Origin of the sequence: Methyloceanibacter stevinii (genome assembly GCF_001723355.1) — a bacterium.
Classification (GTDB): Bacteria; Pseudomonadota; Alphaproteobacteria; order Rhizobiales; family Methyloligellaceae; genus Methyloceanibacter; species Methyloceanibacter stevinii.
The window spans coordinates 409,634-423,465 of sequence record NZ_LPWE01000010.1; the positions used below are offsets into that span (position 1 = coordinate 409,634).

At 65.3% G+C, this 13,832-nt stretch carries 12 protein-coding genes and 1 pseudogene; 12 read left to right on the forward strand and 1 reads right to left on the reverse strand.

From position 1 onward, the window contains the following. The first annotated feature begins 16 nt into the window (after positions 1–16). The 8 genes from AUC70_RS05840 (at position 17) to AUC70_RS05875 (ending at position 6,957) form a co-directional block, all read left to right on the forward strand. The gene (locus tag AUC70_RS05840; RefSeq protein ID WP_069443974.1) at positions 17–964 is read left to right on the forward strand and encodes a DUF808 domain-containing protein; all 948 of its coding nucleotides are present in this window, start codon (positions 17–19) and stop codon (positions 962–964) included. After that, entirely contained in the window at positions 961–2,043 is a 1,083-nt protein-coding gene (gene tsaD, locus AUC70_RS05845; protein ID WP_069443975.1) for a tRNA (adenosine(37)-N6)-threonylcarbamoyltransferase complex transferase subunit TsaD, read from the forward strand. The genes AUC70_RS05840 and tsaD overlap by 4 nt, the downstream gene beginning before the upstream one ends. Positions 2,044–2,103: 60 nt before the next feature. After that, positions 2,104–3,111: an NAD(P)H-dependent glycerol-3-phosphate dehydrogenase gene (locus AUC70_RS05850; RefSeq protein WP_069443976.1), complete on the forward strand. Its 1,008-nt coding sequence runs from the start codon at positions 2,104–2,106 to the stop codon at positions 3,109–3,111. Between the two features lie 53 nt (positions 3,112–3,164). Beyond that, entirely contained in the window at positions 3,165–3,455 is a 291-nt protein-coding gene (locus AUC70_RS05855; RefSeq protein WP_069443977.1) for a YciI family protein, read from the forward strand. Between the two features lie 13 nt (positions 3,456–3,468). After that, positions 3,469–3,900 carry an EVE domain-containing protein gene (locus tag AUC70_RS05860; RefSeq protein ID WP_069443978.1) on the forward strand — a complete coding sequence of 144 codons (432 nt, stop codon included), beginning with the start codon at positions 3,469–3,471 and terminating at the stop codon, positions 3,898–3,900. Positions 3,901–3,971: 71 nt separating this feature from the next. Further along, on the forward strand, positions 3,972–4,385 hold the full coding sequence (locus tag AUC70_RS05865) for a DUF1761 domain-containing protein (RefSeq protein ID WP_069443979.1): 414 nt from the start codon (positions 3,972–3,974) through the stop codon (positions 4,383–4,385). Positions 4,386–4,527: 142 nt separating this feature from the next. Further along, positions 4,528–6,495 carry an acetate--CoA ligase gene (gene acs / locus AUC70_RS05870; RefSeq protein ID WP_069443980.1) on the forward strand — a complete coding sequence of 656 codons (1,968 nt, stop codon included), beginning with the start codon at positions 4,528–4,530 and terminating at the stop codon, positions 6,493–6,495. A gap of 117 nt (positions 6,496–6,612) precedes the next feature. Continuing rightward, entirely contained in the window at positions 6,613–6,957 is a 345-nt protein-coding gene (locus tag AUC70_RS05875; protein ID WP_069443981.1) for a hypothetical protein, read from the forward strand. Positions 6,958–7,034: 77 nt separating this feature from the next. Here AUC70_RS05875 and AUC70_RS05880 read toward each other — a convergent pair whose 3' ends face one another. Beyond that, positions 7,035–7,514, reverse strand: a complete 480-nt coding sequence (locus AUC70_RS05880) for a globin domain-containing protein (RefSeq protein WP_069443982.1) — start codon at positions 7,512–7,514, stop codon at positions 7,035–7,037. A gap of 221 nt (positions 7,515–7,735) precedes the next feature. Here AUC70_RS05880 and htpX point away from each other — a divergent pair, with 221 nt between their 5' ends. The 4 genes and pseudogenes from htpX to purH all read left to right on the forward strand — a co-directional run bounded on the left by htpX (position 7,736) and on the right by purH (position 13,654). Continuing rightward, the gene (htpX, locus tag AUC70_RS05885; RefSeq protein WP_083241302.1) at positions 7,736–8,770 is read left to right on the forward strand and encodes a zinc metalloprotease HtpX; all 1,035 of its coding nucleotides are present in this window, start codon (positions 7,736–7,738) and stop codon (positions 8,768–8,770) included. A gap of 27 nt (positions 8,771–8,797) precedes the next feature. Then, positions 8,798–10,155: pseudogene (gene rsmB / locus AUC70_RS05890) on the forward strand (16S rRNA (cytosine(967)-C(5))-methyltransferase RsmB). Positions 10,156–10,285: 130 nt separating this feature from the next. Beyond that, the gene (locus AUC70_RS05895; RefSeq protein ID WP_141701979.1) at positions 10,286–12,064 is read left to right on the forward strand and encodes a heparinase II/III family protein; all 1,779 of its coding nucleotides are present in this window, start codon (positions 10,286–10,288) and stop codon (positions 12,062–12,064) included. A 3-nt stretch (positions 12,065–12,067) separates the two neighbouring features. Beyond that, positions 12,068–13,654, forward strand: coding sequence for a bifunctional phosphoribosylaminoimidazolecarboxamide formyltransferase/IMP cyclohydrolase (purH, locus tag AUC70_RS05900; protein WP_069443983.1), 1,587 nt, complete (start codon positions 12,068–12,070; stop codon positions 13,652–13,654). Positions 13,655–13,832: the final 178 nt, after the last annotated feature.

Genomic DNA, 13,832 nt, shown 5'->3' on the forward strand with positions numbered 1-13,832 from the left:
AGGCGGAACTGAAGCCATGAGCGGCCTTCTCGCATTGCTCGACGACGTCGCCGCCATCGCCAAGATGGCCGCGGCGCAGGTCGACGACATCGCCGCGCATGCGGCGAAAGCCACGGGCAAGTCGGCGGGCGTGGTGGTGGACGATGCCGCCGTGACGCCGAAATACGTCACGGGTATCGCCGCAGCCCGCGAACTGCCCATGGTCGGCAAGATCGCCGCCGGGTCGATCGTGAGCAAGCTCGTGATCCTGTTGCCGGCGCTGCTCTTGCTTCAAGCGTTCGCGCCGTGGGTCATCGCACCGCTGCTGCTCCTCGGCGGCTGCTACCTCTGTTTCGAAGGCGCCGAGAAGATCTGGCATTGGATGCTCGGCCATCACGAGACCGAGCGCGACACGGAAAAGCCCGTCAGCGCCGCTCATCTCGAGGAGCAGCGGGTCAAGGGCGCGATCAAGACCGACTTCATCCTGTCGGCCGAAATCATGACCATCGCCTTGTCGACCATCGAGGTCGACAACCTCTGGACCCGCGCCGCGGTCTTGGCGGTCGTCGCGGTCGTGTTCACCATCATGGTCTATGGTGCCGTCGCGCTGCTCGTGAAGGTCGACGATATCGGCTTGCATATGAGCCAGGAGGCGTCGCTGAAGTTTCTTCGTTCCTTTGGGCGCGGTCTCGTCGTGGCAATGCCCACAGTCCTCAATGTCATCTCGGTTGTCGGCACGATCGCCATGCTCTGGGTCGGCGGCAGCATCGTCGAGCACAGCCTTCACACACTGCACGTCTCATGGCCGCACGACGCCACGGGCTGGATCGTGACGTCGCTGATCGGCGATGACGCGGGCGGTGCGCTCACCTGGATTGTCACCGCCACGGTGCATGCCATCTTCGGCTTCCTGCTCGGATCGATCCTGATCCCGGTCGTGACGGTACTGCTTATGCCGATCGGTGTGCTATTTCCGGAGAAATGAACCGGACACCGCTCACGCTCCTTGGTATCGAAACCAGCTGCGACGAGACCGCCGCCGCGGTCGTGCGTCTTCGCACCGATGGCTGCGGCGAGATTGTCGCCAACGTCGTCCGCGCCCAGCTCGACCTTCATGCCGCCTATGGCGGCGTCGTGCCGGAGATCGCCGCGCGCGCCCATGTGGACTTGCTGGAGCCCGCGATCAAACAGGCCATGGCGGAGGCCGCGCTCGACTTTGGCGACCTCGACGGCGTGGCCGCCGCCGCCGGTCCCGGCTTGATCGGTGGCGTCATTGTCGGCCTGACCACCGCGAAGGCCATCGCGCTCGGCTGCGGAAAGCCGTTCGTCGCGGTCAACCATCTGGAAGCCCATGCGCTCAGCCCCGGCCTGACGGACAATGTCCATCCGCCGTATCTGCTCCTGCTCGTCTCGGGCGGGCACACGCAGCTGGTCGTCGTGAACGATGTAGGCTCGTACACCCGGCTCGGCACCACGCTCGATGACGCCCTCGGCGAAGCCTTCGACAAGGCCGCCAAGCTGCTTGGGCTCGGCTATCCGGGCGGGCCGGACGTCGAGCGCTGGGCCGCGCGCGGGGCTCCCACCATTCCGCTGCCGCGCCCCATGATGGGGCGGCCGGAGCCGCATTTTTCGCTCGCCGGCCTCAAGACGGCGCTGCGCCAGGAGGCCATGGCCCGAGAACCTCTCAGCGAGCAGGATGTCGCCGATCTTTGCGCCAGTTTCCAGGAAGCTGTCGGCGATGTGGTCCGGGACCGCGTCACCCGGGGCATGGACCTGTTCGAGGACCTCGTCCCCCCAGACACGGCGCTGACGCTCGTCGCCGCGGGCGGTGTCGCGGCCAACGGGGCGCTCCGGGCCGCGCTCGGTGAGGTGGCGGCGGCGCGCGGCTACCGGCTGGTGGTACCGCCCCCGCATCTGTGCACGGACAACGCCGCCATGATCGCCTGGGCCGGCGCTCAGCGGCTGGCGCGCGGCCTCACGGACGATATGGGCACGCCAGCGCGCGCTCGCTGGCCACTCGACCCGGACGCGGCGCCGGCGCTCGGCGCTGGCGTGAAGGCCTAACGCCGCATTCGGCGCTTTTTCGTCCACGCGGAGAGCGAATCTGCGCTAAAACCGGTCGCCGTGACTGGCAGGCAGCTTCAGACGATCGGCATTGTGGGCGGCGGCGCGTGGGGAACGGCCCTCGCGACCGTGGCACGGCGTGCGGGCCGCGACGTGCTCTTGTGGGCCCACGAGCCCGAAACCGTCGCCGCGATCAATCAAACCCACGCCAATCCCACCTATCTGCCGGGCGTCGATCTCGACCCGGCCATCGAAGCGACGTCGCAACTGAGCGAGGTGGCGACCTGCGATGCGCTTCTGATCGTGAGCCCTGCGCAGCACCTGCGCGATATCCTCGGCGCCTTGCAGCCCTATACGCGGACCGGGCAACCGCTCGTCCTGTGTTGCAAGGGCATCGAGCAGTCGACCGGCCTGCTGATGTCGCAAGTGGCCGCCGACGTGATGCAGGGCGCGACGATCGCCGTTCTGTCCGGCCCGAGTTTTGCCGCGGAGGCCGCCCGCGAATTGCCCGTCGCCGTGACCCTTGCGACAGGCGCGGAAGATCTCGGGCGCGACCTCTCCCATGCGCTCCACGCGCCGGCCTTCCGCTGTTATTGGAGCGGCGACGTGGTCGGTGCGGAGATCGGCGGCGCCGTCAAGAATGTCTACGCCATCGCCGCCGGCATCGTCGTCGGTAAGGAACTCGGCAGCAGCGCCCAAGCCGGGCTCATCACCCGCAGCTTCGCGGAGATGGCGCGCTTCGGCGTGGCGATGGGCGCCGCGCTCGAAACGCTGATCGGCTTGTCGGGCCTGGGCGACCTCGTACTCACCTGCGGCAGCGAGCAGTCGCGCAACATGTCCCTCGGCATCGCCTTGGGCCGGGGCGCCACGACGGCGGAAGTCCTGTCGGAGCGCTTGTCCGTGACCGAGGGGGTGGCGACGGCGCAAGCCATGGTGGAGATCGCCCGGGCGCGGGGCATAGAGCTGCCCATCGCCGAGGCGGTCCATGCCATTGTAAGCGGCGAGATGGGTGTCGATGCTGCAATCGACGCCCTGCTCTCGCGCCCCTTACGCTCCGAGACCGAATGACGGAACAGCGCGCCGCGACAACGGCGCCGGATACATACTTGAGGGAGGCCTGAATGTATTTCGCGTTCATCTGCACCGACAAGCCGGACGGATTGCCCATCCGCAAGGCGCACCGCCCCGAACACCTGGCTTACCTCCAGGGATTGGGGGACGCCCTGAAATTTGCCGGTCCCTTCACGGCCGAGGACGGCGAGACCATGACCGGAAGCCTCGTCGTGATCGAAGCGCCCTCGCTCGCTGACGCCCAAGCGATCGCCGACAAGGATCCTTTCGCCAAGGCCGGCCTGTTCGCCTCGGTCGACATCCGCCCTTGGAAGTGGTCTCTCGGAAAGCCGGAAGAATAGGCGCGGAGGTTCGATGGCGTATTGGCTGATGAAGTCCGAACCCGGCACGTGGTCGTGGGAGGATCAAAAGAAAGAAGGCGCGAAGGGCGCCGAGTGGGACGGCGTGCGCAACTACCAGGCCCGCAACAACATGCGCGCGATGAAGAAAGGCGATCTCGCCTTCTTCTACCACTCGATCGGCGAGAAGGCGTGCGTGGGGATTGTCAAGGTCGTTGTCGAGGCGCACCCGGACTCGACGGACACCACGGGGAAATGGGAATGCGTAGACGTCGCCGCCGTCGAGGATCTCCCGAGGCCCGTGACGCTGGACGAGATCAAGGCCACGCCGACACTCGCCGACATGGTCCTCGTCAACAACTCGCGCTTGTCCGTGCAACCGGTGACTGCAGCCGAGTGGAAAGCCGTGTGCACACTGGCGGGGCTAGAGAATCCGCCGACGGCCTAGTGCTCTCGCCGCTTTTTCTGCGTTAAGGTCTTCCCGAACAAGACAGCCGCGATGGCTGCGGGGAGGTAAACATGGCATTCGCAGGGGCGAACTATTTGGCCGTCGTGGTCGCCGCGCTGGCGGGATTCGGTGTCGGCGCGATCTGGTACACGGTTTTCGGTAAGGCTTGGCTCGATGCGCTCGGCAAGACCAAGGACGAACTGAAAGCCGAAGGCGGCGCCAAAGCCGTGCCCTTCGTGATCGCGCTTGTCGCCAACTTGGTGATGGCGATCATGCTGTCCGGACTGATGGGACACCTCGGCAACGTTACGATCCGGGGCGGGCTCATCAGCGGCTTCTTCATTTGGATCGGCTTCGTCATCACGACCATGGGCGTCAACCACGCCTTCAGCGGCGCCAGCACCAAACTCACCGCCATAGACGGCGGCCATTGGCTCGCCGTGCTCTTGGTCATGGGCGCGATCATCGGCGCCTTCGGGGTCTAGGCTAACCCTCGGGGATTTAGACGAAAGTCGGTCAGACGAAAGGATGACCAACAGCCCCTTCTCCACCGCCCCGCATGGCGGCATAATGTCCCACACAAAACGCCGTTGAAGGCTACTCGCGTACCAGGGAGGAAACGGACCGATGTCCGAGCATAAGGTCTACAAACTCGACCCCGTCGAAGTGTCCGACGCGTGGAAAGAACACGCCTACATCGACAACGATAAATACCTCGCGCTCTACAAAGAGAGCGTCGAGGACCCGGACACCTTTTGGGGACGCGAAGGACAGCGCCTCGATTGGATCAAGCCCTACACGCGCGTCAAGAATTCGACGTTCGCGTACCCGGACGCTTCCATCAAATGGTTCGAGGACGGAACACTTAACGTCTCGGCGAACTGCACCGACCGGCACCTTGCGAAACGTGCAGACCAGACGGCCATTATTTGGGAGCCGGACGATCCGGAGACCCCTGCCCAGCACATCACCTACCGCGAGCTGCACGACAATGTTTGCCGTCTCGCCAACGTGCTGAAGGCGCAGGGCGTCAAGCGCGGCGATCGCGTCACGATCTATCTTCCGATGATTCCCGCCGCGGCCTACGCCATGCTGGCCTGTGCGCGCATCGGCGCCATCCACTCCATCGTGTTCGGCGGCTTCTCGCCGGATTCTCTCGCAGGCCGCGTCGAGGACTGCAAGTCGGCCGTGATCATCACCTCCGACGAAGGACGTCGCGGCGGGCGCAGCGTTCCGCTCAAGGCCAATGCCGACGCCGCCGCGGATAAGAGCGGTCATGTCGAGAAGATCCTGGTGGTGCGCCACACGGGCGGCGATATTCCGTGGACGGAGGGGCGGGATATTTGGCTGGACGAGGCGATGGCCGAAGCGAGCCCGGATTGTCCGCCGGAAGAGATGAACGCCGAGGACCCGCTATTTATTCTGTATACGTCCGGTTCGACCGGCGCGCCAAAGGGCGTCGTCCACTGCTCGGGCGGCTATCTCGTCTATACGTCGATGACCCACCAATACGTCTTCGACTATCACGACGGCGATGTCTATTGGTGCACGGCGGATGTGGGATGGGTCACCGGCCACAGCTATATCGTCTACGGACCGCTAGCGAACGGCGCGACCACCTTGATGTTTGAGGGCGTGCCCAACTACCCGGACGCCTCGCGGTTCTGGCAGGTCGTGGACAAACACAACGTCAGCATCTTCTACACCGCACCGACGGCAATTCGGGCGCTGATGGGCGCGGGCGACGACTATGTGAAGTCGACGAGCCGCAAGTCGCTGCGCTTGCTGGGCTCGGTGGGCGAACCGATCAACCCGGAAGCCTGGGAGTGGTACTATCACGTGATCGGAGAAATGCGCTGTCCCATCGTGGACACGTGGTGGCAGACCGAAACCGGCGGCGTGCTGATCACACCGCTGCCGGGCGCAACGAAGCTGAAGCCCGGCTCGGCGACGCGTCCGTTCTTTGGTGTGCAGCCCGCCCTGGTCGATTCGGAAGGCAGCATGATCGAGGGGCCGGGACAGGGCAATCTCGTCATCCTCGACTCGTGGCCCAGCATGATGCGCACGGTCTACGGCGACCATAAGCGCTTCGTCGACACGTATTTCTCCGCCTACAAGGGGATGTACTTCACCGGCGACGGCTGCCGGCGCGACGAGGACGACTATTACTGGATCACCGGGCGCGTGGACGACGTGATCAACGTCTCGGGCCACCGCATGGGAACGGCCGAGGTAGAATCGGCCCTCGTGGCTCATCCGAAAGTCTCCGAGGCGGCGGCCGTGGGCTTCCCTCACGACATCAAGGGGCAGGGCATCTATTGCTACGTGACCCTGATGGCCGGCGAGCACGAGATCGATACGCTCAAGAAGGAGCTGCGCGACTGGGTCCGCAATGAGATCGGCCCCATCGCCGCCCCGGACCACATCCAGTTTGCACCGGGACTGCCCAAGACGCGCTCCGGAAAGATCATGCGGCGCATCTTGCGGAAGATTGCCGAGGACGAGTACGGCAATCTGGGCGACACCTCCACGCTGGCGGATCCGACCGTCGTTTCTCATCTGATCGAGAACCGGCAGAACCGGCGCGTCAGCTAAAGGCCCGAAGGTCTCAATCGCAGCTATCTATCGGCCGGGCTCCCATGCCCGGCCGAACCGCGCTATGAACTTCGTAGGAGCCTCGTGCGGCGCGGGGCGGTTTCACGAGGATAGCGAATGGTCTGGATCATGCGGGTGCTGGTGGCTGTTGCCTTGGCCCTGGGGCTCGTGATCGTGATCGTGCTCCTGATCGGCAATGTGGGATCGGGGGACAGCGGCAGGGAGGTCACGGCGCTGACGGTTGGCAGCCGGACCGTCACGGTCGACGGCCATTACGAAACGCTCAGCCAGGAATCGATTGCGGACGGCGTGAAGATCATCGTGGAGGGCCACGAGATCATGGTCACCGCCGATCAGCTTTCGGTGGACGGCAAGGCCCAGGTTCTGGAGCCGGAAGAGAACGTCACCGTCACCGTGTCCAAGAACGGCAATATCAAGGTGAAGCTCGAGCCGGAAAGCTAGGGCCCCGCACACGACATTGGGGCCCCGCCGGGAGGCCCCAATCGCAACGCATCTTCGAATTTCAGAAGGCGCCGGCTCTAGCCGGACATCACCTTCGCGAACTGGGCCAGCATGGTGTTCCAGGCATCGCGCGTATCGCGGTCGAAGGACTTGTCGAGGGACCGCTCCAGCGTCCACACCAATGCGCGGGACATGGTGCGATAGTGACGCGCGCGAATGCCCATCTGCCGATGGCGGGTACCGAGCAATTTGAGCGTGGGTGCAAGGCCGTCTTCGTGGCCGAGCGAAATCATTGCGAGCTTGGCGCCGGCCGAGAATTTCCGGGCCTGCATCTCGACGGGACCGTCGAATTTCTTGCGAAGGCCGGGATCGAGGCGGAACAGCTTCAGGAAGAAGAGCTGAGCGACAAGGTCCAGAGCCGGCTCGAGGCGGAAAAAGCTGTTGAGAATCAAACGCTTTTGTTCCGTCGTCAGGTTTAGATCCTTGGACGCGGTGCTTCTCGCGCGGCGCGTGGATTTCTTGGGCGCAGCATCCGAAACGTGCAGTGCGGCTGGCATGTCGGGTTACTCCTTGAACTGAATTTTCGACAGAATGCGCAAACCGGATTGATGAAGCGTTAAGGTAAGCGCGATCTTAAGTCGGCGACGCCGCGCAGGCGCAGCCGACCTCGATTTTCAACGCCCGCTCAAGCCCTTGCGCCGGGCCAATCCGCTCCCAACATATAAGAAGCCGCTGATTTCCGCGGTTTTTCGGACAGTCTACGGAGGCCACACCGTCCATGAGTTACATGCGCACCGCGATTCTGCTCGCAGCGCTCACCGCCCTCTTCATGGGAATCGGATACCTGCTCGGCGGGCAGACCGGCATGATCATCGCGCTCGTCATGGCGGGCGGCATGAACCTGTTCGCCTATTGGAACTCGGACAAAGCCGTGCTGCGCATGTATGGCGCGCATTTGGTGGACCCGAATAGCGGCCGCGATGCTCGCGACCTGTACGACATGGTGGCCGGGCTCGCCCGTAATGCGAACCTGCCCATGCCTAAAGTCTACGTGATGGACAATCCCCAGCCGAACGCGTTCGCCACGGGCCGCAATCCGGAGAACGCGGCGGTGGCGGTGACGACCGGCCTGATGCAAACCGTGACCCGCGAGGAGCTGGCCGGGGTCATTGCCCACGAGCTCGCCCATATTCGCCATCACGACACGCTGCTGATGACGATCACGGCGACCATCGCGGGTGCGATCTCCATGCTCGCGAACTTCGCCATGTTCTTCGGCGGCAATCGCGACAACAACCACATGGGCTTCATTGGAACGCTTGCCCTGATGATCCTCGGACCCATGGCGGCGGGTCTTGTGCAAATGGCGATCAGCCGGACGCGCGAATACGAAGCCGACAAGGGCGGCGCCGAAATCTGCGGCCATCCGCTGTGGCTCGCGTCCGCGCTGCAGAAGATCGCCGGGGGTGCGGCTCGGATCCCGAACGAAGAGGCGGAAGAGAACCCCGCCTCCGCACACCTGTTCATCGTCAATCCGCTGCACGGTCTCCGTCTCGACAGGATGTTCGCGACGCACCCGCCCATGGAGGAGCGTGTGGCGAGGCTGAAAGCCATGTCGCAAACCCTGGGGTCCGGAGGCGGGACCGCCGCCGCCGACTCCGGGCCCTGGTCAGGAAGCGTGCCCCAAAGCCCGCGCGCGCGCGCGTCCATGGGGATAGGAACGGGCTCGGCATGGAGCAGATTTGACTTCGGCGCCGAGCGCCGCAAGACCAAGAGCCCGCCCGCGGGCCGCCGATCTCCCCTAGACTCTTAGAAACCGAAGCACCTTGGAGACAACGCGATGAAGACCACCCCTCGGAACAAGACCCTTTCGCCTACGCGCGACCACCAGGTTGGGCTGCCTGCCCGCCGTGCGGCCGCGGACCTGCTCGACGCCGTGCTGCAAAAACACCAGGCCCTGGACGATGTGCTCGGACGGGTTCGCAATGGCGCCCTGTTCGATCTGCCCACGCGGGACCGGGCGCTCGCCCGGGCGATCGTCGGCACGTCGTTGCGCCGCAAGGGCCAGATAGATCGCGTGCTGGAGACGTTTCTGGAAAAAGGCCTGCCCGCCAAGGCAGGCACGCTCTATCCGATCCTGCTCTCCGGCGCGGCGCAGATCCTCTTCATGAACGTGCCGCCCCATGCGGCCATCGATCTCGCCGTGCGCCTGGCAAAATGGGACCCGCGCGCCAAGCGCTACGACAAGCTGGTCAACGCCGTGCTGCGCCGCGTGTCCGAGAAAGGCGCCGGCATCGCGGACACTCTCGACCCGGCGAGGGTGAACACGCCGGACTGGCTGTGGGAGCGCTGGGTCCGCGCCTGGGGCGAGGACCGGACAAGCGCCATCGCCGAGACGCAGCTGATCGAGCCGCCGCTCGACCTCACCGTGAAAAGCGATCCAGATCTGTGGGCCGACAAGCTCGGCGGCCGCGTGCTGCCCACCGGCAGCGTGCGTCTGATCCCGCGCGGGCGCATCGAGGAGCTCCCTGGCTTCGACGAAGGCGCCTGGTGGGTGCAGGACGCCGCAGCTTCCATTCCGGCGCAGTTGCTGGGTGACGTTGCGGGGAAGCGCGTCGCCGACCTGTGCGCGGCTCCCGGCGGCAAGACCGCCCAACTCGTCGCCAAGGGCGCGCTCGTGACCGCCGTCGACCTCTCCAAGAACCGACTGGCGCGCCTCGAGGAGAACCTCACCCGCCTTGGCCTTACTGCCGAGACGGTCACCGCCGACGCCACCCAATGGCAGCCGGATGCCCCGTTCGACGCAGTCTTGCTCGATGCGCCCTGCTCGTCGACCGGCACGATCCGCCGTCATCCCGACGTGCCCTATCTCAAGTCCGACAAAGACATTGCGGAACTGGCGGCGCTCCAGACCCGGCTGCTCGACAATGCGGTGCGCCTGTTGAAGCCGGGCGGCACCCTCGTCTACTCGACCTGCTCGCTCGAGCCGGAAGAGGGCGAAGCCAGGTCGCAGCGCTCCTCGCCCGGAACGATTCGCTCCGTATCGAGCCAATGCGGGCCGACGAACCGCTTGGCAATACGGAGTGGGCGCAGTCCTCCGGCGTGCTGCGGACGTTCCCCTTCCAACTCCAACTCGACAGTCCCGAATGGAGCGGCATGGACGGGTTCTTCGCGGCCCGGGTAGTCGCCGCCGGCTAGGGAAGAAAGTGTTGAGCCACTTGCCCTTGGGGTGCTGCTGCACGACAATGCGCCGAGCTTGGTCTACAAGCGGCGGGGGAGAGCGTGGCGCCTGTTTTGCGTGCTGCAGCTCGGATGGAGAACGATCCTAATGGTGGGCGATCAGGCCTTCGAGCGCGAGTCCGGCGCTCAAGAGGTGAAGCTTGGCGGGCCAAGTGCGTTGCGACGCATGATGCTGTCCGGGCTCGCGGCCGTCAGCTACCCCGGTTCGCAGGCCGAGCAACTGCTTCTCGCCCCCCAGGAACTGCGGACCGCCGATCCGAGCTTCGCGACGGAGATCTACAACGGCCATTTCGGACTGGCCGGAAAGCTGGCCGATATCGGCGCGCAATCGCCTTTCGAAATCAATCCGCCGTCGGCGAGCTGGGCGCGGGAGCTCTACGGTTTCGGCTGGCTCCGGCATTTGCGAGCGGCGGATTCCGAACTGTCCCGCGAACAAGCCAAGACGCTGGTTCACGATTTCATCCGCCTGCGCCGTCAGGTGCCGTCGCTTGCGTGGCAGCCGGAGATCGTCGCCCGGCGGGTGATCTCCTGGCTCTCGAACTCGGTCCTGGTGCTGGCCGCTGACGAGCCGGAGGCCTACGAATCGTTTCTGAAGGAGCTTACCGCTCAGCTGCGCTATCTCTCGGCGGGCTATCGCGACGCGCCCGACGGTGTGCCGCGGCTCCTGTCGCTGACGGCGCTCCTCTACGGCGGGCTATGCATCGCCGACCAGAAGCCGGTGGTCGACCGCTACACCAAGCCGTTCTGCCGTGAGCTAGACCGGCAAATCTTACCCGATGGCGGCCATATCTCCCGCAATCCGGAGGCGCTCATCGAGCTGCTGCTGGACCTCCTGCCTTTGCGACAATGCTTCGTGGCCCGCGACCGCACCCCTCCGAAGGAACTCACCGACGCGGTTGACCGCATCATGCCGATGCTGCGCTTCTTCCGGCTGGGCGACGGATCGATGGCCCGGTTCAACGGCGCGGGTCCCACACCCACCGACGCGCTGGCCACCGTGCGCGCCTATGACGATATCGACGGGGCGCCGGTGCGCTCCGCGGCGAATTCCGGCTATGTCCGCGTCGAGGCCGGGTCGACCCTCATTCTGTGCGATCTCGGGCCGCCGCCCGCGACGTCTCTCACGCGCCAAGCCCATGCGGGCTTCCTGTCCTTCGAGATGAGCTCGGGAGACGCGCCCATGATCATCAATTGCGGCGCGCCGACACCCGAGTTCGACGAATGGCGCCTCTATTCGCGGACAACGCCGGCCCATTCGACGCTCAGCCTCGAGGACGACTCCCTGGCGGAGTTCGAACTGGCGAGCGAAGACGCCGAACCGGAGACCGATGCCGCCTTGATCGGGCCGCTCAATCCGCAAGGCGCCTTTTCCGACCAGGGTGAGGGCGGGAATTTGCGCATCAAGGGTTCTCACGACGGCTATGTGGAGCGCTACGGAGTCAGCCATGCCCGGCAGATTCTGATCGCCCCGGACGGCAATCTGATCTCGAGCGAAGACAAGCTTTCGACGCGCGGCCTGAAGAGCCCGGATGTGCTCATAGCCGGGGCGTACGCCGTGCGGTTTCACCTGCACCCCTCCGTCAAGGCCCAGACCATGGGCGACGGCATGTCGGCGGTGCTGGTCTTGCGCAACGGCGAGACGTGGCGGCTCACCGCCAACGCCGAGGAGATGAGCATCGAGGAAAGCGTGCTTCTCGCCGATCCCCGCGGGCCGCAAGTGACCTCGCAGATCGTGCTCAGCGGCATGATGGGCGACGCGCGCGAAGTGCGCATCGTCTGGAACCTCGAAAAGACGGGTGACGAGGCTGCTCCGCACGCGCTCGTGGATCCCAACGACCCGCCCGACAATCGTTCGAACGACAGCTAGACCATGCCGACACGTAAGATCAGAAGAGCGGTGCTTTCGGTCAGCGACAAGACCGGACTCGTCGAGTTCGCCCAGGCGCTCGCCAAATACGACGTGGCGCTGGTGTCCACGGGGGGCACGGCGCGAGCCCTGCGCGAGGCCGGGCTGGACGTGGCCGACGTCGCCGAGGTCACGGGCAGCCCCGAGATGATGGACGGACGCGTGAAAACGCTGCATCCGAAGATCCACGGCGGGCTCTTGGCCATGCGCGACAACGCCGAGCACGTGGGCGCCATGGACACGCACGGCATTCCGCCGATCGATCTCCTGGTGGTCAATCTCTATCCGTTCGAGGCGACGGTGGCGGGCGGCGCGGACTTCGGCACCGCCATCGAGAACATCGACATCGGCGGTCCGGCGATGATCCGGGCGGCGGCCAAGAACCATGACGGCGTCGCGGTCGTCGTCGATCCGGACGACTACGATCAAGTGTTGGAAGAGATCGCGACTCACGAAGGCTGCACAACGGGCGCCACGCGGCGGCATCTCGCGGCCAAGGCCTTTGCGCACACCGGCGCCTATGATGGGGCAATCGCGACCTGGTTCGCCGGCGAGTTGGGCGTGACAGCACCGCACAAGCGCGTTTTCGCGGGCACGCGCGAAGCCAAGCTGCGCTACGGAGACAACCCGCACCAATGGGCGGCGTTCTACAAGACCGCCGAGCAGCGCCCTGGCATCGCCACCGCCGAACAGGTGCAGGGCAAGGAACTCTCCTACAACAATCTCAACGACACGGACGCCGCCTTCGAACTCGTGGCGGAGTTCGATCCGAACAGCTCCGCCGCCGTCGCGATCATCAAACATGCAAATCCGTGCGGCGTCGCGCTCGGGGCGACCCTTGCGGATGCCTATGCGAAGGCGTTCGCCTGCGACAGCGTCAGCGCATTCGGCGGCATCGTAGCCCTCAACGGCACGCTCGACGCCGAGGCGGCCGAAGAGATCGTCAAGATCTTCACCGAAGTGATCATCGCGCCCGATGCGACCGACGCCGCCAAGGAACTCATCGCCGCCAAGAAGAATTTGCGGCTCCTGCTGACCGGCGGTCTGCCCGATCCACGCGCCGACGGCATCACCGTGCGCTCGCTGGCCGGCGGCCTCCTGGTTCAGTCCCGGGACAACCAATTGGTTGATCAGCACGCGCTGAAGGTCGTGACCAAGCGTAAGCCTTCCGAGCAGGAGCTCGCCGATCTGGTTTTCGCCTTCACCGTCGCCAAGCATGTGAAGTCGAACACGATCGTCTACGCCAAGGACGGCGCGACCGTCGGGATCGGCGCGGGCCAGATGAGCCGCGTGGATTCGGCGCGCATCGCCGCGCGCAAGGCCCAGGACGCAGCCGAGGCGCTGGGGCTGCCGCAACCGCTCACGATCGGATCCGTGGCCGCGTCGGACGCCTTCTTCCCCTTCGCGGATGGCCTTCAGGTGGTGGCGGAAGCCGGCGCGACGGCGGTGATCCAGCCCGGCGGCTCCATGCGCGACGAGGAAGTCATTGCCGCGGCCGATGAGGCGGGCCTCGCCATGATCTTCACCGGCATGCGCCACTTTCGGCACTAGCGCCCAAAACGCAAAAAGGCCTCCCCGAAGGGAGGCCTCTTCGTCAGCTCTTGTTGGCCGTTCGCCTAGAGCCCGTCCGGATAGACCGGGCTGGGGCTGGTTCGGCGACGGCGGCTCGCCCTTGTGCGGTAGCTTGGGCGCATCTTCCGACACGGTCGGCGGCACGACGATCGTCGCG

Excerpts from the sequence above, each read along its gene's own strand:
- AUC70_RS05840 (WP_069443974.1), top strand. The coding sequence starts at position 17 with ATGAGCGGCCTTCTCGCATTGCTCGACGACGTCGCCGCCATCGCCAAG.
- AUC70_RS05855 (WP_069443977.1), top strand. The coding sequence starts at position 3,165 with ATGTATTTCGCGTTCATCTGCACCGACAAGCCGGACGGATTGCCCATC.
- AUC70_RS05860 (WP_069443978.1), top strand. The coding sequence starts at position 3,469 with ATGGCGTATTGGCTGATGAAGTCCGAACCCGGCACGTGGTCGTGGGAG.
- purH (WP_069443983.1), top strand. The coding sequence starts at position 12,068 with ATGCCGACACGTAAGATCAGAAGAGCGGTGCTTTCGGTCAGCGACAAG.
- htpX (WP_083241302.1), top strand. The coding sequence starts at position 7,736 with ATGAGTTACATGCGCACCGCGATTCTGCTCGCAGCGCTCACCGCCCTC.
- AUC70_RS05880 (WP_069443982.1), bottom strand. The coding sequence starts at position 7,514 with ATGCCAGCCGCACTGCACGTTTCGGATGCTGCGCCCAAGAAATCCACG.
- acs (WP_069443980.1), top strand. The coding sequence starts at position 4,528 with ATGTCCGAGCATAAGGTCTACAAACTCGACCCCGTCGAAGTGTCCGAC.
- AUC70_RS05865 (WP_069443979.1), top strand. The coding sequence starts at position 3,972 with ATGGCATTCGCAGGGGCGAACTATTTGGCCGTCGTGGTCGCCGCGCTG.
- AUC70_RS05875 (WP_069443981.1), top strand. The coding sequence starts at position 6,613 with ATGGTCTGGATCATGCGGGTGCTGGTGGCTGTTGCCTTGGCCCTGGGG.
- AUC70_RS05895 (WP_141701979.1), top strand. The coding sequence starts at position 10,286 with ATGGTGGGCGATCAGGCCTTCGAGCGCGAGTCCGGCGCTCAAGAGGTG.
- tsaD (WP_069443975.1), top strand. The coding sequence starts at position 961 with ATGAACCGGACACCGCTCACGCTCCTTGGTATCGAAACCAGCTGCGAC.